Below are 24,214 nucleotides of genomic sequence, written 5' to 3'. Positions count from 1 at the left end.
GTAAGGTCTTAATAGAAGCAAAAGAGGTCGTCTGAAAAACGGTTTGCCGTTTCAGACGACCTTTTGTTTGAATGGTTTTGCAGCCATCGGTGTGGGCGCGGCTGCTTATTCTTCACGCGGTTCTTCTAAATAATCCTCCGCCTGTTGTTCGCGGGATTTCTTTTCTTTGTCCTTCTTTTTGTCCTTGTCGGGAATGGCGGCATTGATTAACGCGCCTGTGCCTTTGACGGCGATTTTACCTGCGGTCATGACGGTGGTGGCGGCCAGATTGACGGCACTGGTGACGATACAGCCGCTGAGTGCCAAACTGAGGAACACGGGAAGAAGAAGGGCTTTTATCTTCATCAATGTTCGCATCCGCATTGATGGTCGTGGTGTCCACCGCTGCATCCGGAAGCCGCTTCGTGCCAGCTTTCGTCATCGCCGTCGAATTCTTCCATTTCGTCAAATTCGCCGCTTTCAACCAGCGCGACAAGCTCTTCGAGGCTTTGCGCACCTTCGACCCAAAAGCAGGGAATATCGGGCGGCGTATCAGGAGCGAGCAGGGCGGCGGTTTGATCATGCCACGCAATCCAATAGCCGTTTTCGGTGTGGACGAATTGGGCATCGGGATGAATGGTTTCTCCGGTCGTTCCGACCAGCATTCTTTCGGCAATGTCGGCTTGGTAGGGTTGAATCTGCATGATGGGCTTCCTGTGAACAAAATCAGCTTTAATTGTAACGGAAAATCCATGGCGGATTATAGTGGATTAACTTTAAACCAGTACGGCGTTGCCTCGCCTTAGCTCAAAGAGAACGATTCTCTAAGGTGCTGAAGCACCAAGTGAATCGGTTCCGTACTATCTGTACTGTCTGCGGCTTCGTCGCCTTGTTCTGATTTTTGTTAATCCACTATAAATCGTCTTTCGATATGGGGTAAAGCGGGGTTGAATCCGTAAGCGACGGTTTCGATATCAAAGGTCGTCTGAAAACAAGCGCGGCGGATTGTGTTCAAATATTTACCCAATAAAAAAGCAGCCCGTTTCAGGCTGCTTTTTGCGTTAAGGGATGTAACGCGTCAAATTTATACCACTTCGGCTTTGGTGATGACGACAGGTTCGGTCGGTACGTCGTCGTGGTAGCCGTGGCGTTTGGTGGCGACGCCTTCGATGGCATCGACTACATCAAAACCATCGACGACTTTGCCGAATACGGCGTAGCCCCAGTCTTGGACGACGGTTTTGCCGTACAGTTCTTTAGAACGGAAGTTCAGGAAGGCGTTGTCGGCGGTGTTGATGAAGAATTGTGTGCTGGCGGAATGCGGGTCGGAAGTGCGCGCCATGGCGATGGTGTATTTCTCGTTGGGCAAGCCGTTGGACGCTTCGTTTTGAATCGGCTCGCGTGTTTCTTTTTCGTTCATGTTCTCGTCCATGCCGCCGCCTTGAATCATGAAGCCTTTGATGACGCGGTGGAAGATTACGCCGTCGTAGAAGCCGTCTTTGACGTATTGCTCGAAGTTTTTGGCGGTAACGGGGGCTTTGTCGAAATCGAGTTCGATTTTGATGTCGCCTTTGTTGGTGTGCAGGATAATCATGGGTTTCCTTTCGTTAAGAATCTTTTTAGAAATGGTGCTGGGCGGAAAAACTTCAAGGTCGTCTGAAAAATATTCTTTCAGACGACCTTGTCTATGGTTTTACGGGTTTTACGGCATCAGGACGAAATAAGCCCACAGCGCAACCAATACGATACAGAGGACGTTCAGCAGCAAGCCGACGTTCATCATTTCTCGTTGCTTAATCAAGCCTGTACCGAACACAATCGCGTTGGGCGGCGTGGCAACCGGCAGCATGAAGGCACAAGATGCGCCGATGCCGATGACGAATACCAAGACTTGTTCGGGCAGCCCCATTTGTGTGGCGATGCTGGCAAAAATGGGGACGAGCAGCGCGGCGGAGGCGGTGTTACTGGTGAACTCGGTCAGGAAGATGATGAAGGCGGCAACCACGAAAATCACCAGCAATGCGGGCGAATGGGAGAAGGTGGAGGCAACCTGTTGACCCAATGCTTCGGACGCGCCGGAAGATTGCAAGAGCGCGCTCAAGCTGATACCGCCGCCGAAGAGCATCAATACGCCCCAGTCGGTATTGCGGGCAACTTCTTTCCATTGCGCCACGCCGAATACGACGACGGCGACGGCGGCAATCAGGGCGATGACGGTGTCGGGGTTGGAAATGCCGAACGCTTCTTTGATTTTGGAACTGAATACCCAAGCGACGGCAGCAGCCAAGAAAATCAACAGCGCGATTACACGGTGCAGCGTCCACGGGATAGATTCGGCTTTGACTTCGACGCGTTCGTTCAGATTAGGCTTGAGGATGACGTACATGGAGAACAGCATCAGCGGCAGAATCAACAGCATCATCGGCAAGCCGAGTTTCATCCAGCCGACGAAGTCCAGATTCAGGGCTTTGGCGGCAATCATGTTCGGCGGCGAACCTACCACGGTGCCCAAACCACCGATACTGGCGCAGTAGGCGATGCCAAGCAGGACGAAAACATAAGTTTTGCGTTCTTTTTCTTGGTCGAGGTGGCTCATCATACCCATTGCCAAAGGCAGCATCATGGCGGCGGTCGCGGTATTGCTGATCCACATGGACAGGAAGGCGGTAACAGCAAATAGCATCAACACGGCCACTTTCATATTGCCGCGCGACAGGCGCAGGAGGCTGACGGCGATTTTGCGGTCGAGACGCTGCATGTGCAGGGCGGTGGCAAGCGCGAAGCCGCCGAAGAAGATGTAAATCGTCGGATCGGAAAAGCCCGCCATCGCTTTTTTGATGTCCATATCGGGGAAGCCGAGCACGACGGCGAGAATCGGCACCATCAATGCGGTTACCGTGATGTGGACGGCTTCGGTAAACCAAAGCGCGGCAACGAAAATCAACAGCGCGATGCCTTTGTTGGCATCGGTGCCGTAGGGCAGGATGTGGTAAATGCCGAAACAGACGACGGCGGAGATGATGGTGGTCAGCAGACCTTTAAAGTCGGTAATCGGCTTTTGCGCGCTGAGTAACTCAACATTCTCGGGATGCTGGGTTTTGTCCTTTGCATGTAAGTCCATGAAGTATTCCTCTGAAACATAACGCGAAATCGTTAAAACCGCTGATGCCTGTGCTCATCGCCCGACATTGCTTTTTTATTGATTCCACTGAATCGGTTTTTCTTGTTTCCCGCAGCGGGGCGTTCGCAGGCTTTGGATTCCAGGCAAACAAAGCCATACAGTATGGCGACGAGTATATTTGTAATCGCGTGTAGTGTAAATATAATGTTAACAATCGGGCGCGGTTTTTTACGAAAACGGATTGATGGGAAACTAAAAATATCTATTTGTTGATTTTCAGACGACCTCCTTTGTAGTTAAAGCGTTAAGGTCGTCTGAAATGCCTAAAACATGCCGTTATCGTGATATGATGCCGCATCTTTAACGACGCCGTCACGTCAATGAAAAAAATATTCAAAATTCTCCTGAAAGCCCTGTTGGCGTTTATCATCGCCGCCATCCTTTACTTTGCCGCCGCCTACATACTTGGTAAGATTCCGCAGGACAGCACTGAAGCCTCCGACGGCGACGTAACCCTTTATCTACACAGCAACGGCGTACACGCCGACATCGTCATGCCGCTTTCAGACGACCTCTTCGACTGGACCAGCATCATCAATCCTGCCGACAGTCGCGCAGGGCAAGGAGATGCCTCCATCCGCTACGTCGGCATAGGCTGGGGCGAGCGCAATTTCTATTTGAACACGCCGCAGTGGTCGGATTTGACCGCATCTACGGCGGTGCAGGCATTAAGCGGAGTCAACAGCACGCTGATTCACGCCGTCTACTACCGCGAGCCGCCGCCTGAAGGGGAAAATACCGTCAAATTTACCGTCAGCCGCGAGCAATACCGCCGCCTGAGTGCCAACCTGATGCGTCATTTCAAATTGAAAGCGGGCAAAGCCATCCCCGTCGTTGGCGCGCATTACAGCCCTGACGACGCATTCTATGAAGCAGAAGGGCGTTACCATCTTTTCAATACGTGCAACAGCTGGCTCAACCGCCGCCTGACCGAAAGCGGCATCAACGGCGTTGTCTGGACACCGTTCCCCGATCCGCTGCTCGACAGCCACCGCACCAATACAGCAGAAAACCCATGAAAACCCTGACCATCCGCCATCTCACGCTCGGCAGCGGACAGCCGAAAATCGCCGTTCCCTTGGTTGCCCGAGACGAAGCAGCCTTATCCGTTGCACTGAAAAACCTTGAACACGCCTGTTTCGATATTATCGAGTTCAGAGCCGACTATTTCGCCCAAGCAGGCAACCCCGAATACCTTCTTGCGCAAGCCGCCGCAGTGCGCCGCGCCTTCACCAAAACCCCGCTGTTGTTCACCTTCAGACGAGCAGAGGAAGGCGGTGAATACCCTTGCAGCAAAGCGTATTATTTCGAGTTGCTCGATAAAGCCGCCGCTTCAGGCATCATCGACATCATAGACATCGAACTTTCCGCCGGCGAAAGCGAAGTCCGCCAAGCGGTTGCCGCCGCCAAAGCGCACGACACCGCGGTCCTGATGAGCAACCACGATTTCCATCAAACGCCCGCCAAATCGGACATCACAGGTCGTCTGAAAAAAATGGAAGAGGCAGGCGCGGACATCTGCAAAATCGCCGTGATGCCCCAAAGCCCCGCCGATGTCCTGACGCTTTTGGAAGCCACTTGGGAAGCCAGTCAAACCGCAAACCGCCCGATTGTTACCATCTCCATGGGCAAGCTAGGACTCGTCAGTCGCATCGCAGGTTCAACCTTCGGCTCAGCCATCACATTCGGCACGGCAGGAACCGCCTCCGCCCCCGGTCAGCTCGATTCCGCCAACCTGAAAAACATTTTGGATGTTTTGGAAAACGGTAACACCGCCGGATAACAATAAATACAAAAAAACAAAAGGTCGTCTGAAACAGCGTTCAGACGACCTTTTTAGGATATTCCGCTATAATGGCGGCAATTTGAATAGAAAAGGAAAGTTATGAACCGTCTGTACCCCCACCCGATTATCGCCCGCGAGGGCTGGCCGTTTATCGGCGGCGGTTTGGTATTGAGTTTGCTGGTGTCTGTCTGTTGCGGCTGGTGGTCGCTGCCGTTTTGGATTTTCACCGTATTTGCCCTGCAATTTTTCCGCGATCCCGCCCGTGAAATCCCGCAAGACCCCGAAGCAATTTTAAGCCCCGTTGACGGACGCATCGTCGTTGTTGAACGCGCGCGCGATCCTTACCGTGATACCGAAGCGTTGAAAATCAGCGTGTTCATGAACGTTTTTAACGTCCACTCGCAAAAATCGCCCGCCGATTGCACCGTGACCGCCGTCGAATACAACAAAGGCAAATTCCTCAACGCCGATTTGGACAAAGCCAGTACCGAAAACGAACGCAACGCCGTATTGGCGACTACCGCTTCAGGACGCGAAATCACCTTCGTCCAAGTTGCAGGCTTGGTTGCCCGCCGTATTTTATGTTACACCAAAGTAGGCGAGAAATTGGCTCGCGGCGAACGTTACGGCTTTATCCGCTTCGGTTCGCGCGTCGATATGTACCTGCCGGTTGATGCGCAGGCACAAGTTGCCATCGGCGACAAAGTGACCGGCGTACGTACCGTTTTGGCGCGCCTGCCGCTCCAAGTCCCTGAAGCTGCCGCACCGACTGAAACACCGCCGCCTGCCGCTGCACAAGCGGAAACGCCCGCTCCAGCGCAAACCGTTTCAGAAGTTGCACAATCTGAAGTCGCGCAATCAGAAATCGAAGCGGCTGCCGATAAAGTCCGCAATGCCGCAGAGCAGTCATTGAAAGACTGACGGCTGAAAGCTGAACAAGAGGTCGTCTGAAAACCTTTTTCAGACGACCTTGTTTTATCAGAAACGGTAAATACGGTATAATTTGAACCCAACACACATTACACCCGACGGATTGATTCCCCGTCGGTTTTCCCTTTTCAGACGACCTGTACCGAATATCAAAAATCCATCCATGACCGCAAAATCCTCTAAAACCGCATCAAAAACTAAAGCCAAAACAAACGCCAAACCGAGCACGCTCCGTCAAAGCCAAACGAAGGCGCAGACAGAGCCGAACAAGGTTTCCGAGCGTTTGAAGGCTGCCAAAGCGCTGCAAAAAAATGAAGAAAAAAAAGCGCGCCCCGAGCATGTCGTCAATCTGATTAACGACGCGCTGTGGCTCTTCGGGCTGATGGTGACGGTCTTCATCGCCATTTCCCTCGCCAGCTTCAAAATGACCGACCCCGCATGGTCGCGCAGCGTGCCGAAATCGGATGACATCGCCAATTTCGGCGGGCTGTTTGGCGCGTATGTTTCCGATGTCGGCTATTATCTTTTTGGTCTGTCGTTTTGGTGGTGGATCGCCGCTTCGTGTGTTTTCCTCTATAAAAATTTCCGCCCGCTGCAAAAGCGCGAAAACTACAAATCGTACAACCACGGCGTTGCCGCGCTGGCTTTGTTCCTGCTGTTGGTGTGCAGCCCGATTCTCGAATACTTCACCCTTCAAAATACCTTGGACGAAACCCTGCCTGTCGGTGCGGGCGGTTTGGTCGGTGCTTTGGCAGGTTCGGGCTTGGCTTGGCTGCTGGGCAAATCCGGCAGCCTGCTGATTATGTGCGTCATGCTGCTGCTTTCCGTTTCCTTGCTGGCTCAGGTGTCTTGGCTGGAAGTAATGGCGAAAACAGGACGCAATACCGAAAGCCTGTTTTCAGGCATTTGGGGTCGTCTGAAAAAGGCATTGGGCAGACGAAAAGACGACGGCTCGACCGCCGAAGCCTTGGAAACGGAAAACACCCGCCGCATGGTGAAAGAAGCCAAAAACATCACCGCCACGCCAGTTGCCCCGCTTGCAGGCAGTACCAGCAACCGCAAATCCGTTGCGGTTTCCGTTGCGCCGCCGCCCAAAATTCAGGCTTCTTTGTTTGAAGACAACGAGCCGCAACAGACAGGCGAATACCACAAACCCAGCATGAACCTGCTGCGCCTGCCCAACGGCGAACCCGTCAGCATCAATCCTGCCGAATTGGAGCGCACTGCCGAACTGATTGAGTCCAAGCTGGCAGAATTCGGCATCGGCGTGCAAGTCGTGTCCGCCACTTCCGGTCCTGTGATTACGCGTTATGAAATCGAACCTGCGCAAGGCATAAAAGGCAGCCAAATCGTTGCCCTGTCTAAAGATTTGGCGCGTTCCATGTCGCTGCAATCCGTGCGCATCGTGGAAACCATCGCGGGCAAAAACACGATGGGCATCGAGTTGCCCAACGAAAAACGCCAAGACGTGATGTTGAGCGAAATCTTGTCTTCACCCGTGTTTACCGAAGCCAAATCCAAGCTGACCGTCGCGCTGGGCAAAGATATCTCCGGTACGCCCGTCGTCGGCGACTTGGCAAAAATGCCGCACCTTTTGGTCGCCGGTATGACCGGTTCGGGGAAATCCGTCGGTGTGAACGGCATGATTATGTCCATGCTTTTCAAAGCCACGCCCGACGAAGTCCGCTTCATCATGATTGACCCGAAAATGCTCGAATTGAGCATTTACGACGGCATTCCGCACTTGCTCTGCCCGGTCGTTACCGATATGCGCGAAGCAGGGCAGGCGTTGAACTGGTGTGTCGCCGAAATGGAAAAACGCTACCGCCTGCTTTCCCATGCGGGCGTGCGCAACTTGGAAGGCTTCAACCAAAAAGTCGAGGCCGCCAAAGCATCGGGCAAACCCATGCCCAACCCGTTCAGCCTGAATCCGGATGATCCCGAGCCGCTGGAAAAACTGCCGATGATTGTGGTCGTTATCGACGAATTGGCAGACCTGATGATGACCGAACGCAAAGCCGTCGAGCAACAAATCGCCCGCCTCGCCCAAAAAGCGCGCGCCGCCGGTATCCATATGATTGTCGCGACCCAACGTCCGAGCGTCGATGTCGTGACCGGCTTGATTAAGGCGAATATCCCGACACGTATGGCGTTTACCGTACAAAGCAAAATCGACAGCCGTACCATACTCGACCAAATGGGAGCGGACGAGCTGCTGAAATACGGCGACTCCCTGTTCCTGCAACCGGGCAGCGCCGAGCCGACCCGCCTGCAAGGCGCGTTTGTTTCAGACGACGAAGTGCATCAAGTCGTCAACTACGTCAAATCGCAAGCCCCTGCCGACTATATCGAAGGTCTGCTCAGTGGTGAGGCTGCGCTGGAAACCACCAATATTGTCAATCCAAATGCGGGCAGCGACGAATTGTTCGACCAAGCTGTCGCCTACATTTTGGAAAGCAAAAAAACTTCCATCTCCTCCCTGCAACGCCAGTTGCGCATCGGCTACAACCGCGCCGCCAACCTGATGGAAGCGCTCGAAAACGCCGGTGTCGTGTCCCCCGCCGACCTCAACGGCAGCCGCAGAATTCTGGCGCAAAAAGACCAGTTGTAATCCCGAGAAAAGTCACAGGTCGTCTGAAAACCGGTTATACCTGTTTTCAGACGACCTTTTTATGATGTAAGATTCAATACCTTATTTTATCGGGGCAAAATCGGCCCGTCTATCGACGATATAGTGGATTAAATTTAAATCAGGACAAGGCGACGAAGCCGCAGACAGTACAGATAGTACGGCAAGGCGAGGCAACGCCGTGCTGGTTTAAAGTTAATCCACTATATTATCCAGTCAATCAAACATTGTGATATACTAGCCAGCTAAATTTTCCCGCCTTTTGCAAGCAACGGACGATAAAAGCCCCGATTGTTCGGAGCTGCTTCCGCAGTCATTTGGCAAAAGGATTCCCATTTTTTATTTAACACAACAAATTAAGGTCTTACGATGAGCGTAACTGTCGAAACTTTAGAAAACTTGGAACGCAAAGTAGTGCTGTCTCTGCCTTGGTCCGAAATCAACGCAGAAACCGATAAAAAACTGAAACAAACCCAACGCCGTGCAAAAATCGACGGTTTCCGTCCGGGTAAAGCTCCTTTAAAAATGATTGCCCAAATGTACGGTGCAAGCGCTCAAAATGATGCCATCAACGAAATGGTTCAACGCCGCTTCTACGATGTTGCCGTTGCCCAAGAATTGAAAGTTGCCGGCTACCCGCGTTTCGAAGGCGTTGAAGAACAAGATGATAAAGAATCTCTGAAAATCGCTGCGATTTTCGAAGTGTTCCCTGAAGTCGTTATCGGTGATTTGTCTGCGCAAGAAGTCGAAAAAGTAACCGCTTCCGTCGGCGATGCCGAAGTGGACCAAACCGTAGAAATCCTGCGCAAACAACGTACCCGCTTCAACCATGTTGAACGCGAAGCCCAAAACGGCGACCGCGTCATCATCGACTTCGAAGGCGAAATCGACGGCGAACCTTTCGCCGGCGGTGCATCCAAAAATTACGCCTTCGTATTGGGCGCAGGTCAAATGCTGCCTGAATTTGAAGCCGGTGTAGTCGGCATGAAAGCAGGCGAAAGCAAAGACGTTACCGTCAACTTCCCTGAAGACTACCACGGTCAAGACGTTGCCGGTAAATCCGCTGTCTTCACCATCACATTGAACAACGTATCCGAACCCACTCTGCCTGAAGTTGACGCCGACTTCGCCAAAGCATTGGGTATCGCCGACGGCGACGTTGCCAAAATGCGCGAAGAAGTGAAGAAAAACGTAGGCCGCGAAGTTGAACGCCGCGTGAATGAACAAACCAAAGAATCTGTAATGAACGCGCTGCTCAAAGCCGTAGAGCTGAAAGCGCCTGTTGCTTTGGTAAATGAAGAAGCCGCCCGTTTGGCAAACGAAATGAAACAAAACTTTGTCAACCAAGGCATGGCTGACGCTGCCAACTTGGATCTGCCTTTGGATATGTTCAAAGAGCAAGCCGAGCGCCGCGTATCTCTGGGTCTGATTTTGGCAAAACTGGTTGAAGAAAACAAACTGGAACCGACTGAAGAGCAAATCAAAGCCGTTGTTGCCAACTTCGCAGAAAGCTACGAAGATCCTCAAGAAGTGATCGACTGGTACTACGCAGAGCCTTCCCGCCTGCAAGGTCCGACTTCTTTGGCAGTAGAAAGCAACGTTGTTGATTTCGTTTTGGGCAAAGCCAAAGTAACCGAAAAAGCTTTGTCTTTTGACGAAGTGATGGGCGCACAAGCCTAATCATCTTCAAAAGGTCGTCTGAAACAGGCAACTTGAAAGCACCAAAGCGTCCCTTTGGTGCTTTCGCAACATTGACAGGAGACAAAAATGTCCTTCGATTTCAATAATTACCTCGTTCCTACCGTTATCGAACAAAGCGGCCGCGGCGAGCGTGCATTTGATATTTACTCGCGCCTTTTGAAAGAGCGCATCGTATTTTTGATCGGCCCGGTAACCGATGAGTCCGCCAATTTGGTGGTCGCCCAGCTGTTGTTTTTGGAAAGTGAAAATCCGGACAAAGATATTTTCTTCTATATCAATTCTCCCGGCGGCTCGGTAACGGCAGGCATGTCGATTTACGACACCATGAATTTCATCAAGCCCAATGTTTCCACTTTGTGCTTGGGACAAGCGGCAAGCATGGGCGCATTCCTGCTCTCGGCAGGCGAAAAAGGTAAACGTTTCGCCCTGCCAAACAGCCGTATCATGATTCACCAGCCTTTAATCAGCGGCGGTTTGGGCGGTCAGGCATCCGACATTGAAATTCATGCCCGCGAGCTGTTGAAAATCAAAGAGAAACTTAACCGCTTGATGGCGAAACACTGCGGCCGCGACTTGGCAGATTTGGAACGCGATACCGATCGCGATAACTTCATGTCCGCCGAAGAAGCCAAAGAATACGGTTTGATTGACCAAGTTCTGGAAAATCGCGCTTCTTTGCAGGCTTAAGTTTTTGATTTGAGCAATTTAGACACACGCAGATAGAAGACGCGCTGATTATTCAGCTATTTCGCCTGTGCAATGAGCGACTGATTCTGATGAAACTGCTTGGGTAAGATCAGGGCAGGTTGGTTGAAGCGTTGCTGACGGCGGTGTTTGAATTGGGTTGATGCAAAGGTCGTCTGAAAACTTGAAAGACAGGTTTTCAGACGACCTTTTTATTTGCTGGATTGGATTATCTTACGCTTATCACTTTGGTTTGCTTGGGAGTTTTGTCTCGATATGGGCGAGAGATCTGCCGTACCTTATTCTGTAAAGAAAGTATGCGCGCCGAGATAATGTTTGGCGTAATACGGGCTGGAGAGTTTTTCCGTTTTAATGGTTTTGCCGCTGCTTGGAGCGTGGATAAATTCGCCGTTGCCGATGTAGAGGCCGACATGGGAATATTTGGATGAACCGCCAGTGTTGAAAAACACGAGGTCGCCGGCTTTTAATTGGTTGTCGGAGATTTTTCGGCTGGCTGCTGCCATGTCGCGGGCAGTTCGCGGGAGGCTGACGCCGAGGGCGTTTTTATAGACGAATTGAATCATGCCGCTGCAGTCAAAGCCGGTGGCAGTGCTGCTGCCGCCCCATCGGTAAGGCGTGCCGACTAGCCCCATACTGTGCAACATGAGCTCTTGAGAGCCTTGGGTGCGGTCGATGTGGCTGATGCGGACGGGTTGGACGGTTCGGGCGGTGGTGTGGGTTTTGGTCTTCGGATGATGTTTGCCGGAGAAAAGACCGCAGGAGGCAAGGGGCAGGATGATGGCGGCGGTCAGAGCAGTGCGGATAATCGGTTTCATGGGATTCCTTTTAGGGAGGTTTCAGACGAGGTCTGCATGAGGTCGTCTGAAAAAGGTTTTTCTGTTTCTACGAATATCGACGTAAAGAACGGAAGGGCGAGAAAAACGAAAAATACGGTTTGGCGCAGATGAGTGAACGGACTGGTTTGTTTTTGATAATGTTCGGTTTTATCGGCAGGCTAATGTATAGTGGATTAACTTTAAACCAGTACGGCGTCGCCTCGCCTTGCCGTACTATCTGTACTGTCTGCGGCTTCGTCGCCTTGTCCTGATTTAAATTTAATCCACTATATTGCGGGTTGAAAACGAGTCCGTGGCTTTGTGCGGTAACTTGATATTGTGTCGGGTCGATGTTTGTGTAGTTTGTTTTGAGGTCGTCTGAAAACTTGAAATACAGGTTTTCAGACGACCTTTTGTTTGGGTTTTACAGCAATCCCTCTATCGGCAGGATGGAGAGGATTTTGGAGGTAACGCGTTTCCAGAATTTGGCTTCCGGCTCGGTGGAGTAGGTTTTTTGGGTGGTGGGGTCGTACCAGTGCAGTTTGTTGTATTTGTCGAGGGTAACCTGATAGGCGTATTTCGGGGTGGTATTGACGAGGGTGCGCTGCATTTCGCCTGCAATTTGGGGACTTTCAAGAACGACGCCCATTTCGGTGTTAAGTCTGGCGGAGCGCGGGTCGAGATTGAATGAGCCGATGAAGACGCGTTTTTCGTCCACGATGAAGGTCTTGGCGTGCAGGCTGGTGGCGGAGCTACCGGTCAAGCCGCGGTCTTTGGTGGTGGGGACGGCGTGGTTGGGTTGCAGTTCGTAGAGTTTGACACCGGCTTTGAGCAGGGGTTTACGGTATTTGACGTAGCCCGAATGGACGGCGGCGACATCGGTTGCTTGGAGCGAGTTGGTCAGGACGGTGACGTCCACACCGTCTTTAACGAGTTGGTCAAGCGCGCGCACGCCTGATTTGGTGGGAACGAAATAAGGCGAAACGAGATAGACGCTTTTTTCGGGCGTTTTGAGGGCGTCCTGCATACGGTCGAAAATGGGCGGTTTGTGGCGGTCGCGGTCCAGCCCTTTGGCGGGGTCGTCGCTGATCAGGCGGGTGTGGACGCTTTGCCAGTCTATGCTGTTGCTCTGCATTTTTTTGTAGAGTTCGGAATTTTCGATGTTGCTGCGGTAACGGCTGAGGATTTCGTTTTTGTCTTTGTCGTTGTAACCCAGCTCTTGGAAGCCTTTTTCTATGTTGCCTTTTTTGATGATGCTGGTGGCGGTGTAGGAGGAATGGCTTGCCCAATAGCGGTCGAAATCTTGGGAAACTTCGGGCACGACGCGGCCGGTGGCGAGGATGTCGAGGTCGGCGAAGATGGTGTCTTCGCCGACTTTGAAATATTCGTCGCCGATATTGCGCCCGCCGAGGATGGTGGCGCGGTTGTCTGCGGTGAAGGATTTGTTGTGCATCCGGCGGTTGAGGCGCGGGAAGTCGGTTAAATAGCCGAGCGCGCGCCATTTGCGGCGGACGAAGGGGTTAAACAGGCGGATTTCGATATTGGGATGGCTGTCAAGGGCGAGCAGGACGTTGTCCAGCCCGTTGGTGTTGTTGTCGTCAAGCAGCAGGCGCACGCGTACGCCGCGTTCGGCGGCACGGTGGATAAGGTTGAACATGAGCTTGCCGGAGATGTCGTTGTGCCAGATGTAGTATTGGAGGTCTAGGGTGTGGTCGGCGGCTTCAATCAGAGCGGCGCGGGCGACGAAGGCTTCGTGTGCGTCGTTGAGCAGATAGACATTGGAAATATCGCCGCTGGTTTTGCTAGAGGCGGTGTTGAGCAGGGCATCCATGCGTGGGGCGGAGGGGATGTCCAGATAGTGGCTCTCAGGGCGCTCTTCCAGTGAGGGGAGACCGGCGCAACCTGTCAGAAAAACCGGAAGCATAAGGATGAGATGGATTTTTTTCATTCTTGAGGGTGTTTCAGACGACCTTCTGCGCTGAAACGGTGTTTTTATATTGGATTAACTTTAAACCAGTACGGCGTTGCCTCGCCTTAGCTCAAAGAGAACGATTCTCTAAGGTGCTGAAGCACCAAGTGAATCGGTTCTGTACTATCTGTACTGTCTGCGGCTTCGTCGCCTTGTCCTGATTTTTGTTAATCCACTATATTTAGAAGGGTCGTCTGAAAAGAAGTTCGATGTTTATACGGTTCGCATTTTAACCTATTTTTTTGAAGTCGTTAGATTGCGTCCATCGGAAATGTGCAGGCGGCTGAATATGATGCTGGAGACGAGGGTAATCAAGCCGATGGAAAGCAGGGTAAGGCGGAATGAAAGGTGGAGGTTGCCTGCGGTGAAGCTGCTTTGTGACCAGTTTTGCAGGATAAGCGCGCCGAGCGCAATGCCGAGGCTGATGGCGAGTTGTTGGTTGACTGCCATCAGGCTGTTGCCGCTGCCGGTTTGGTGCGCGCGCAGGTCGGCGATGGTCAGGGTGTTCATGGCGGAGAATTGGATGGAGTTGCAGATGCCGATGAGGAGCAGCAGGACAATCCATACGCTTAAGGACGTGTCCGCGTCGGGTAGGGCAAGCAGCATAATCAATATGGCGAGGAGGCGCGTGTTCCAAATCAACACGCTGCGGTAGCCAAAGCGCGACATCAGGGGTTTGATGAGCGGTTTGACGGCAAGCGAGGCGAAAGCGACGGGGGCGACCAGCCAGCCGGATATGCTGGCGGCAAATCCGAATGCGACTTGAAACAATAGCGGCAGCAAAAAGGGGATGGAACTGATGCCGAGCCTGCTGAACAGGTTGCCTGTCAGACCCAGTCGGAAGGTGCGGACTTGGAACAAATCCGCCGCATAAATCGGGTTGGCGGCGGTTTTCATGTGGCGGTAGTAGAGCAGGGCGAATGCCGTACCGCCGATGGCGAGCAAGAGCGAAAACCAAACTGCGCCAGAGTGGGACACCATTTCCACTGCCAACATCAAGAGACACGCCGCCGAAGCGAAAGTCAGGTAGCCGCTCAAGTCCAGCGTGGTATTTTCGCCTTTGACATCGGGCATAATCCGCCAGCCCAGCAAGACGCCAAGCAGCCCTATGGGCAGGTTCAGCAGGAAAATCCAATGCCAAGATGCGTATTCGACCAAATAGCCGCCGACCAAAGGACCGAATATCGGGCCGATCAGCGCGGGCATTACGGCATAATTGATGGCGTTTAAGAGTTGGGATTTGTCGTACACGCGCAAAATCGTTAGGCGCGGCACGGGTACCAACATCGACCCGCCTATGCCCTGAATCACCCGCGCCATCACCAGCATGGGCAGATTGGTTGCCGCTGCACACAATGCCGATCCAAGCATGAAAATGCCGACCGAGCCGAAAAATACGTTTTTAGTGCCGAACCTGTCCACCAAATAGCCGCTTAAAGGAATCAGCAGGGCGACGGTCAGCGTATAGGAAATCGCCGCCAGCTGCATATTGAGCGGCGATACTTGGAAATCTTTGGCAATTTCGGGCAGGGCGGTGTTCAGAATCGTCGCGTCCAGCATCTGCATGAAAATCGCAATCGCCAAAAGCAGCGGTAGCCAGCGGGACGGGCGGACGGGCGGCGTTTCCGAAACGTTTGATTCGGTTGTGTTCATAGGGATGAATTGTAACTGATTTGGCAGGAGGTCGTCTGAAAGGCGGCTTGCTCTTTCAGGCTTTGGGATGCGAACCGAATGGCTGTTGAATGACGATTTTTTAGAGATTTATTTGTTGGATTGGGAATCAGGGAATGAACTTGCGCTCATCATGTATAGTGGATTAACAAAAATCAGGACAAGGCGAAGAAGCCGCAGACAGTACAAATAGTACGGAACCGATTCACTTGGTGCTTCAGCACCTTAGAGAATCGTTCTCTTTGAGCTAAGACGAGGCAACGCCGTACTGGTTTAAATTTAATCCACTATAAAAAGGCGGCGGACAGATTATGTGTGGAACATCAGTTTTGTCAAAAAGGTCGTCTGAAAACGGAAAATACCGGTTTTCAGACGACCTTTGCGTTTTTAAGTCGCTTCAATCATCAGGCAATTTCGAGCCACATCACTTGGTAGGGGCGCAGCACCAAATCCTGATTCAGTGCCACGGTCTCGCCGCTGATGAGGTCTTTGGCGCGGGCGGGCATGGCTTGCAGGGTGTGCGCGCTGATGGTTTGCGCGTGTTCGCTGAAGTTGCCGAACGCCAAAAGCGCGTTGTTGCGGATGTAGCCGATGATGTGTTTGTTGTTGGTGTTGAAGGTAACCAGACGGCCGCCGCCCAAGCGCGGGTTGTTTTGACGGATGTCTATCATGTGACGCAGACCTTGATAGATTTGTCCTGCCGCGGTTGATGAGTCGTGGCGTTGTTCGTACAACTCGGCGTTGTAACGCGGACGGTGCGCCCAGCGGCTGTCGTCGCTCTTATTGCTGTCGCTTGACCAGTCGTCGTCGTTGAGCGTGCCGACTTCGTCGCCGAGATAAATCAGCGGCAGACCGCCGGTACTCAGGACGATGCTGTACAAGAGTTTGATGCGGTCAACGGCGTGTGGGTCGTGTTGCGCCAGACCGGCGAGGGCGGCGGCAGTGCCGCTGACGCGGCAGTCGCCGGTGTTGGGGTTGTATTGGAAAGGGACGCCGCGCGCGAAGCTGCCGTCGAAATGGTTGACGAAGAAACGGTTGAGGAATTGGCGGTGGTCGTAGCCGTGGATGCCGAATTGCGATGCGTCTTCGTCGGCGAACGTCCAGCCGATGTCGTCATGGCTGCGGACGTAGTTGACCCATGCGGTATGGTTGGGCAGGTTGTGGCGGTAGGAAAGGGCTTGGTGGAGCAGGTTGACCTCGCGGGTGGCGAGGGTGTTCCACAACAATGCCATTTGCAGCGGGTTGTAGCCGATTTGGCATTCGTCTTGTCCGATGTATTGGACGACTTGGTCGGGGTGGACGATAGCTTCGGATTTGAAGAACACGGCAGGTGCAGCGATGCGCATGACGGCGTTGAATGCGCGGATTAAGGCATGGGCTTGTGGCAGGTTTTCGCAGCAAGTGCCCATTTGTTTCCAAATGAAGGCAACGGCGTCCATACGCAGGATGTCAACGCCCAAATTGGCGAGGAACATCATTTCGCCCGCCATGGCGCGGAATACCCAAGGATTGCTGTAATTCAAATCCCATTGGAAGGAATTGAACGTCGTCCATACCCAGCGTCCGTCTTCTAATTGGGAGAAGCCGCCCGGATGCTGATCGGGGAAGATTTCGCGCAGGGTGCGGTCGTATTGGTCGGGCATCCAGCGGTCGGGGAAGATGTAGTAGAAATTGTCGAAAAGCGGATTGCCGGCGGCGCAGCCTTTCGCCCATTCGTGTTCGTTGGAAGTGTGGTTGAAGATGAAATCGACGACGGCGGAAATACCCGCTTCGTGCAGCGCGGCAATGACATCGCGCAAATCGTCTATCGTACCCAAAGCAGGATTGACATCGCGGTAGCTGCTGACTGCATAGCCGCCGTCGCTTTTGCCTTCGGGACATTTAAACAGGGGCATCATGTGCAGATAAGTCAGCCCTAGCTCTTGAAAATAAGGGATTTTGGCTTTTAAGCCTTTCAAATCGCCCGCGAACAAATCGACATAACACACGCCGCCGACCTGTTTGTTGGACAAAATCCAATCGGGATCGCTCTCACGCGCGGCATCAATCGCTTTCAGAGACTTGTCGCGTTGGGAATAGCTTTGCCATGCTTGTGCAATCAGTTGTTCCAGCATGGGCAGGACGGCTTCGTTGTCGTTGTAAACGTTGTCCAGCTCGTGCATCAGCTTGGGAAAATGCTCGTTCAAACGTCTGTCAAACTGTTTCCAGTCTTCGGAAGCTTCGACGGTCGCACGCTGTTGTGGGCTATATTCTGCCAAGGCGCGCTCTTTGAGATGATGCAGGGTCAAATCGACCTGTTGGGTCTGGGTCAACATGATGTTTACTCCGAGTTGAGGTTGGATTTGTTTGGAAGCCTGATTCCTGCTGCCTGCGCTGCGGAAACTCATGCAGGCTTAAGGCAAAATTGAGAAGTCCATCATACTGTAAGAAGCTGTTTGTGCATAGTAGCCTGAAATGCTTGGGAAAATAGGCTTTTAATCGGGTTGGGGTCGTCTGAAAACGGTGTGGATTTTTTCGTATGGGTTGGAGTGGGTTTGAATGCTTGGTATTTAATGTTAATTGGGTGGTTAATTTTTATATAAATGGCTCTATTTTTTTATGTTTTGAACAATAATTTGCCGATGCGTCGGCTGTGTATTTATCCAATAAGCAATATTTGAGTATTTGATAAGGATGTGAACGCATTTATTTTCTTGGGTAAAGGACAACGGGCGTTTTTTGAAGAAGATAATTTTGTTTGATGGAAGTCAAAGGTCTTTGATGGGGAAGTTTGGGCGTATTGGCTTGGAATAGTAGGGCGTTGCCCTGACTGAGTTTAAAGAGCGGAAACATCGAAATATAGTGGATTAACTTTAAACCAGTACGGTGTTGCTTCGTCTTGTCCTGATTTAAAGTTAATCCACTATAAAAGGTCGTCTGAAAACCTGCAATATCGGTTTTCAGACGACCTTTTGGGATTTAAAGCGTTAACCGTTTACAGCGGCCATTTAAGCGCGGGATTGCTTTCGATGACGGCTTTAAACTGGTTTTGAATCCGCTCAATGGCTTCGTCGGAATCTGCCTCGAAGCGCAACACCAAAATCGGCGTGGTATTGGAAGCGCGCATCAGACCGAAGCCATCGGGGAATTCGACGCGCAGACCGTCGATGGTGATGATTTCGGTCGCGCCTTCGAATTTGGCTTTGGCGGCGAGTTCGTCGATAACCTGATGGCCGTTGCTGCCTTCGGGCAGGTCGATATTGAGTTCGGGCGTGGAAATGCTTTGCGGCAGGTTGTTTAACACTTCAGACGGATTGTCGAAGGCGGACAGGATTTCCAAGAGGCGCGCACCGGCATACAGACCGTCGTCGAAGCCGAACCAGCGTTCTTTGAAGAAGACGTGTCCGCTCATTTCGCCGGCAACCAGCGCGCCGGTTTTTTTCATAGCGGACTTGATGAAGCTGTGGCCGGTTTTTTCCATGACGGGTTCGCCGCCGTGTTCTTTAATCCACGGAGCCAGCAGGCGGGTGGATTTCACGTCGAAGATGACTTTCGCGCCGGGATTGCGGCTTAAAACGTCTTGGGCGAACAGCATCAACTGGCGGTCGGGATAGATGATGTTGCCGTCTTTGGTGACGACGCCCAAGCGGTCGGCATCGCCGTCAAACGCCAAGCCGATTTCGGCATCGCTGTTTTTCAGTGCGGCAATCAAATCTTGCAGGTTTTTCGGTTTGGATGGGTCGGGATGGTGGTTGGGGAAATTGCCGTCCACTTCGCAGAAAAGTTCGGTTACTTCGTTGCCCAAGCCTTTATAGAGTTTGCCTGCGAACGCGCCGCCTACGCCGTTGCCCGCGTCGATGGCGATTTTCATCGGGCGTTTGAGTTTGATGTGGCCGACGATGTGGTTATGGTATTCGCTTGAGATGTCTTTTTCAGTGACGCTGCCTTTTTTGTCGGAAGCGGTCAGTTTGTCGGCTTCGATCAGGGCGAGCAACTCTTGGATGGCTTCGCCTGCGAGGGTCTCGCCGCCGAGCATCATTTTGAAACCGTTGTAATCGGGCGGGTTGTGGCTGCCGGTAATCATCACGCCGCTGCCACCGCATTCGTTGATGGCGGCGAAATAAAGCATGGGGGTGGCGACCATGCCGACATTGAGGACGTCGATGCAGCTGTCGGTAAAGCCGCGTTGGATGTGTTCCATCAATTCGGGACCGCTCAAGCGTCCGTCGCGTCCGAGTGCGATGCGGGTGATGCCTTTTTCGGCGGCTTGGGTGGCGATGGCTTTGCCGATAAGGTAGGCGGCTTCGTTGGTCAGGGTTTTGCCGACAATGCCTCGGATGTCGTAGGCTTTGAAGATGTCGCGGGCAATATTTGCCATGATGGTTTCCTTTGTGATTGTGAATGGAAAACGGGCTTATTCTAACATAGGCAAAGGTCGTCTGAAGGCTTTCAGACGACCTTTGGGGGTTATATCAAATAACATTTGCTGCGGTTTCAATCAGTTACCGAAAGTGTTGCATTGGTTGATGTCGCCGCTGTCCAAACCGCGTTTGAGCCATGCCATGCGCTGTTCGGACGAGCCGTGTGTAAAACTGTCGGGAACGACGTAGCCCTGCCCCTCTTTCTGCAGGCGGTCATCGCCGACGGATTCGGCAGCCAGCATGGCTTTAGTGATGTCTTCGGCTTTGAAGATATTATTGTTGACGGCGTAATGCCCCCAAATGCCCGCGTAGCAGTCCGCCTGCAATTCGAGTTTGACGGAAAGGGCGTTAGCTTCTTTTTTGCCGACCTGTTGCTGCATTCTGTGGACTTTGGGCAGGATACCGAGCAGGTTTTGAACGTGGTGCCCGACTTCGTGTGCAATGACGTAGGCAAACGCGGCATCGCTGGCAGAGTTGAGTTTGGTCTGCATATCTCTATAGAAGTCTAAGTCGAGATAGACTTTTTGGTCGCCCGGGCAGTAAAACGGACCCATTGCCGATTGACCCATGCCACAGGCTGTGGATGTGCCGCCGTTGTATAACACCAGCGTGGTCGGGGTGTAATTTTGTCCGTGTTGTTTGAAATAGCTGCCCCAAGCTTTTTCCGTATCGGCGAGGACGACGCGGGCAAGTTCGTTCAGCTCGGCTTCTTCCTGAGGTTTGAGCTGGGAGGTTTGGGTCGAGCCTGTACCCATGGAAGGCGTGCCGACCAAGCCGCTCAAATCGACGCCGTAATAAGCACCGACCAAAACGACGATGATGCCGAGGATGCCGGGCGTTCTTCCACCGCCGCCTCCACTGCTGCCGCGTCGGTCTTCTACGTTTTGACTCTGTTCGCGTCCTTTCCAATCCATCTTGTGTGTTCCTTGTTGTGAAGTGATATGGGGCTGATTATACCGTGAAGCGGGGCGGGACTTGTATAGTGGATTAACTTTAAACCAGTACGGCGTTGCCTCGCCTTGCCGTACTATCTGTACTGTCTGCGGCTTCGTCACCTTGTCCTGATTTAAATTTAATCCACTATATAGCTGAGTGACAGATGGTATCCCAACCCGTTTTATAGGCTGAAAATGGGGATGAGGGGGCTTGAATCAAGCTTGATGAGGTCGTCTGAAAGCCGTTTTGCCAGTTTTCAGACGACCTTTGGACGTATAAGCCTGAGAGGTCGTCTGAAAAGTAAAGTCGGATAAAGCGTTGGGGCTTTCAAGCAACGACTGAGGATGGTCAGGCTTTGTGTCTGATTTCCCAGCATTGATGGATTTTCTTGTTGCGGAAATCGTCGGGAACGGATTGTTTGGAAATGTCTTTGACGGCGTATTGTTCTGATACCGAGTCGTCCAAGACGAAGCTGCGCAAGTTGTTGGAGAAGTACAAAATGCCGTCTGAAGCGAGTAGGTTCATTGCGCCGTCAATTAATTTTTTGTGGTCGCGCTGGATATCGAGGATGTCGAGCATCTTTTTGCTGTTGGAGAAACTGGGCGGATCCATGACGATAAGGTCGAACTGTTTGCCTTCGGCGGCGGTGTTTTGCAGGTATTGGAACACGTCGGCACGGACGATTTGGTGTTGTTCGGGGCTGATGCCGTTGAGCTCGAAATTGCGTTTTGCCCAATCGAGATAAGTGTTGGACAAATCGACGGTTTCGCTGGACGTTGCGCCGCCGGTGGCTGCATAGACGGTGAAGCTGCCGGTGTAGGAAAACAGGTTGAGGAAGCGTTTGCCCGCTGCGGTTTCGCCGACTTTTTTGCGCGTGTTGCGGTGGTCGAGAAAGAGGCCGGTGTCGAGGTATTTGTCGAGGTTGACCCAAAACTTGCGGCCGTTTTCGGTGATGACGAAATCGTCGCCGGTTTTGCCGGTTTTTTCGTATTGCTGCAGGCCTTTTTGGCGTTCGCGGCGTTTGAGGTGGATTTGTTCGGGCGCAAAACCGGTAACGAAGGCGACGGCTTCCAATACTTCGGCAAGCCACGCTTCGTATTCTTTGGGCTGCATCAGCCAGCCGGTATCGTATTCCTGAAGGTGGATTTGGTCGCCGTAAACATCGACGGCAAAGGGGAATTGGGGGATGTCGCGGTCGTAAATGCGCCAGGCTTCGATGCCGTTGCGTTTCGCCCATTTCATGAGGTGTTTGATGTTTTTGCCCATGCGGTTGGCGAAGGGAGTGATGTCGGTCATGGTTTCAGACGGCCTTATCGGGGAAGTTTCCAGAATTCTTGGGCGGGGACGTAGTTGTTGCGGTCAAGGGTATAAATAAGCGTATTGTCGGGCGCGGTCATGGCGGCACGGGTCTCGTTGCCTTTAAACGGAAAAATAATCAGCATTTCAGAGCTGTTTTTAATATCAATGCCGTAGCTGGTTCTGCCGTTTTCATATTGGTATTTGTTTTGGGTGTATTCGTAAACGGTTTGCGCGCCTTTTTCGTCTTTTACGGTAAAACTTTTTTCCGCGAAGCTGATTTGGGCTTTCGAGCCGTCGGGCGCCATTGCCTTCCATTCGCCGCGATAGGCTTCCGAACCGCCGCACGCGCTCAATAACAGGGACACGGTAAGGGTGGGTAATAGGGCGGCGGTTTTGAGAAGGTTCATGACGGCTTTACGGTAAGTTGATTGATGCGTCATTATAGCTTGATTTTGCGAAAAAAGTCTGTTTTGCTTGACCTCGGCAGGGTTCTACTTTATTATCCGCCGTTCGCCTTTTTATACGAAGCCATCGTCTTCCAACCTAAAACGCCGTTTCGGGCGCGTTTCTTTTATTGCTTGCTTATTTGCCAAGCCTTTCTGTGCAGGTTGTCGTCGATGTTAACTACAAGCAAGATGCTTGCGACAACCCTGTAACTTCACATTTCCCGTATCGTTACTTTCCTTTGCTTCAGGTCGTCTGAAAACTGTTCAGGCGTGCGCGTTGTTGTCTTTTTAGGATAGCCATGTCTATTAAATTTGCCGATTTGAACCTTGATAAAAACATTTTGTCCGCCGTAAGCAGCGAGGGTTACGAAAGCCCGACGCCGATTCAGGCGCAAGCCATTCCGTTTGCTTTGGAAGGCCGCGACATCATGGCTTCGGCGCAAACCGGCTCCGGCAAAACTGCCGCATTCCTGCTGCCGACTTTGCAGCGGCTGACCAAACGCAGCGAAAAACCTGGCAAAGGCCCGCGCGCGTTGGTGTTGACCCCAACCCGCGAATTGGCGGCGCAAGTCGAGAAAAACGCGCTGGCGTACGCCAAAAATATGCGTTGGTTCCGTACCGTCAGCATCGTCGGCGGCGCATCGTTCGGCTACCAAACCCGCGCCCTGAGCAAACCGGTTGACCTGATTGTCGCCACTCCGGGTCGTCTGATGGACTTGATGCAAAGCGGCAAAGTCGATTTTGACCGTTTGGAAGTGCTGATTTTGGACGAAGCAGACCGTATGTTGGACATGGGCTTTATCGACGACATCGAAACCATCGTCGAAGCCACACCGACCGACCGTCAGACTTTATTATTCTCCGCCACTTGGGACGGTGCGGTCGGCAAACTGGCACGCAAACTGACGAAAAACCCTGAAGTCGTCGAAGTCGAGCGCGTGGACGACCAAGGCAAAATCGAAGAGCAGCTGCTTTATTGCGACGATATGCGCCACAAAAACCGCCTGCTCGACCACATCCTGCGCGACGCCAATATCGACCAATGCGTGATCTTCACATCCACCAAAGCCATGACCGAAGTCATCGCCGACGATTTGTACGAAAAAGGTTTTGCCGCCAACTGCCTGCACGGCGACATGCCGCAAGGCTGGCGTAACCGCACGTTGATGGATTTGCGCAAAGGCCGCTGCAAAATTTTGGTTGCCACCGACGTTGCCGCACGCGGTATCGACGTACCGACCATCACCCACGTTATCAACTACGACCTGCCGAAACAGGCGGAAGACTACGTTCACCGCATTGGCCGTACCGGACGGGCAGGGCGCACAGGTATTGCGATTACCTTTGCCGAAGTGAACGAATACATCAAAGTACACAAAATCGAAAAATATATCGACCGTAAGCTGAACGAAGTGACCGTCGAAGGCATGGAGCCGACCCGCAAGCGCAAATCCGCAGGCGGTAAACCGAAAGGTAAAGGCGGCTGGGGTGATAGAAAATCCGGCGGCTGGCGCGGTGATAAGAAACCGGGCAAAGAAGGCTTCGGCGGCAAATCGCGCGGCGAGGGTTTCAAAAAAGAAGGATTTAAGAAAGGCGGCGAAGGCTTCAAAGGCAAACGTAAAGCCAACGATTCTTTCGGCTCGAAACCAAGCCGTCCAGCGAAAAGAGGCTGATGCTAAAGTCAAATCAATAGCGGGTATTAAGTAACATTAACATTGATATCACGGTCTTCAACAAAAAGGTCGTCTGAAAATCGATTTCAGACGA

Annotated in this window: 19 protein-coding genes; 7 read left to right on the top strand and 12 right to left on the bottom strand. The window is 52.3% G+C overall.

Annotation, left to right across the window (positions count from 1 at the left end; translation table 11 throughout):
- Positions 1–105 precede the first annotated feature (105 nt).
- The 4 genes from DBZ16_RS03750 to DBZ16_RS03735 form a co-directional block, all read right to left on the bottom strand.
- Positions 106–345 carry an NF038104 family lipoprotein gene (locus tag DBZ16_RS03750; protein ID WP_107812967.1) on the bottom strand — a complete coding sequence of 80 codons (240 nt, stop codon included), beginning with the start codon at positions 343–345 and terminating at the stop codon, positions 106–108.
- A complete protein-coding gene (locus DBZ16_RS03745; protein ID WP_107812966.1) occupies positions 345–683 on the bottom strand; it encodes a general secretion pathway protein GspG in 339 nt (112 codons plus the stop codon). Before DBZ16_RS03745 ends, DBZ16_RS03750 begins: the two co-directional genes overlap by 1 nt.
- A 380-nt stretch (positions 684–1,063) precedes the next feature.
- The gene (locus DBZ16_RS03740) at positions 1,064–1,573 is read right to left on the bottom strand and encodes a peptidylprolyl isomerase (protein WP_107812965.1); all 510 of its coding nucleotides are present in this window, start codon (positions 1,571–1,573) and stop codon (positions 1,064–1,066) included.
- A 108-nt stretch (positions 1,574–1,681) separates the two neighbouring features.
- Positions 1,682–3,100, bottom strand: coding sequence for an SLC13 family permease (locus DBZ16_RS03735; RefSeq protein ID WP_107812964.1), 1,419 nt, complete (start codon positions 3,098–3,100; stop codon positions 1,682–1,684).
- A 380-nt stretch (positions 3,101–3,480) separates the two neighbouring features.
- Here DBZ16_RS03735 and DBZ16_RS03730 point away from each other — a divergent pair, with 380 nt between their 5' ends.
- The 6 genes from DBZ16_RS03730 (at position 3,481) to clpP (ending at position 10,893) form a co-directional block, all read left to right on the top strand.
- On the top strand, positions 3,481–4,179 hold the full coding sequence (locus DBZ16_RS03730) for a TIGR02117 family protein (RefSeq protein WP_107812963.1): 699 nt from the start codon (positions 3,481–3,483) through the stop codon (positions 4,177–4,179).
- Complete coding sequence (gene aroD / locus DBZ16_RS03725) at positions 4,176–4,943, top strand: type I 3-dehydroquinate dehydratase (protein ID WP_107812962.1); 768 nt, start codon at positions 4,176–4,178, stop codon at positions 4,941–4,943. The genes DBZ16_RS03730 and aroD overlap by 4 nt, the downstream gene beginning before the upstream one ends.
- 102 nt (positions 4,944–5,045) lie before the next feature.
- Positions 5,046–5,867 carry a phosphatidylserine decarboxylase gene (locus DBZ16_RS03720; RefSeq protein WP_107812961.1) on the top strand — a complete coding sequence of 274 codons (822 nt, stop codon included), beginning with the start codon at positions 5,046–5,048 and terminating at the stop codon, positions 5,865–5,867.
- 172 nt (positions 5,868–6,039) lie between these two features.
- Positions 6,040–8,487 (top strand): DNA translocase FtsK, encoded by a 2,448-nt coding sequence (locus tag DBZ16_RS03715; RefSeq protein ID WP_107812960.1) that lies wholly within the window; start codon positions 6,040–6,042, stop codon positions 8,485–8,487.
- Between the two features lie 387 nt (positions 8,488–8,874).
- A complete protein-coding gene (gene tig / locus DBZ16_RS03710; RefSeq protein ID WP_107812959.1) occupies positions 8,875–10,185 on the top strand; it encodes a trigger factor in 1,311 nt (436 codons plus the stop codon).
- Positions 10,186–10,272: 87 nt separating this feature from the next.
- Positions 10,273–10,893: an ATP-dependent Clp endopeptidase proteolytic subunit ClpP gene (gene clpP, locus DBZ16_RS03705; protein WP_003742152.1), complete on the top strand. Its 621-nt coding sequence runs from the start codon at positions 10,273–10,275 to the stop codon at positions 10,891–10,893.
- 296 nt (positions 10,894–11,189) lie between these two features.
- Here clpP and DBZ16_RS03700 read toward each other — a convergent pair whose 3' ends face one another.
- From DBZ16_RS03700 to DBZ16_RS03655, 8 genes are all read right to left on the bottom strand, one after another.
- On the bottom strand, positions 11,190–11,726 hold the full coding sequence (locus tag DBZ16_RS03700) for a C40 family peptidase (protein ID WP_107812958.1): 537 nt from the start codon (positions 11,724–11,726) through the stop codon (positions 11,190–11,192).
- A 424-nt stretch (positions 11,727–12,150) separates the two neighbouring features.
- Positions 12,151–13,674 (bottom strand): phospholipase D family protein, encoded by a 1,524-nt coding sequence (locus DBZ16_RS03690; RefSeq protein ID WP_107812957.1) that lies wholly within the window; start codon positions 13,672–13,674, stop codon positions 12,151–12,153.
- Positions 13,675–13,929: 255 nt separating this feature from the next.
- Positions 13,930–15,348 (bottom strand): MFS transporter, encoded by a 1,419-nt coding sequence (locus tag DBZ16_RS03685; protein WP_107812956.1) that lies wholly within the window; start codon positions 15,346–15,348, stop codon positions 13,930–13,932.
- Positions 15,349–15,770: 422 nt separating this feature from the next.
- The gene (locus DBZ16_RS03680; protein ID WP_107812955.1) at positions 15,771–17,681 is read right to left on the bottom strand and encodes an alpha-amylase family protein; all 1,911 of its coding nucleotides are present in this window, start codon (positions 17,679–17,681) and stop codon (positions 15,771–15,773) included.
- A gap of 659 nt (positions 17,682–18,340) precedes the next feature.
- Positions 18,341–19,723 (bottom strand): phosphomannomutase/phosphoglucomutase, encoded by a 1,383-nt coding sequence (locus DBZ16_RS03670; RefSeq protein WP_107812954.1) that lies wholly within the window; start codon positions 19,721–19,723, stop codon positions 18,341–18,343.
- A gap of 120 nt (positions 19,724–19,843) precedes the next feature.
- Positions 19,844–20,680 (bottom strand): KPN_02809 family neutral zinc metallopeptidase, encoded by an 837-nt coding sequence (ypfJ, locus tag DBZ16_RS03665; protein WP_107812953.1) that lies wholly within the window; start codon positions 20,678–20,680, stop codon positions 19,844–19,846.
- A gap of 370 nt (positions 20,681–21,050) precedes the next feature.
- Positions 21,051–21,998 carry a class I SAM-dependent methyltransferase gene (locus tag DBZ16_RS03660; protein WP_107812952.1) on the bottom strand — a complete coding sequence of 316 codons (948 nt, stop codon included), beginning with the start codon at positions 21,996–21,998 and terminating at the stop codon, positions 21,051–21,053.
- 14 nt (positions 21,999–22,012) lie between these two features.
- Complete coding sequence (locus tag DBZ16_RS03655) at positions 22,013–22,441, bottom strand: glycosyl transferase (protein ID WP_240600214.1); 429 nt, start codon at positions 22,439–22,441, stop codon at positions 22,013–22,015.
- 305 nt (positions 22,442–22,746) lie between these two features.
- On the opposite strand from DBZ16_RS03655, the gene DBZ16_RS03650 reads away from it, so the two are divergent.
- Entirely contained in the window at positions 22,747–24,120 is a 1,374-nt protein-coding gene (locus DBZ16_RS03650) for a DEAD/DEAH box helicase (protein ID WP_107812951.1), read from the top strand.
- Positions 24,121–24,214: the final 94 nt, after the last annotated feature.

Source organism: Neisseria sicca, assembly GCF_003044565.1.
Classification (GTDB): Bacteria; Pseudomonadota; Gammaproteobacteria; order Burkholderiales; family Neisseriaceae; genus Neisseria; species Neisseria sicca_A.
This window is presented reverse-complemented; position numbering and strand designations above follow the sequence as displayed.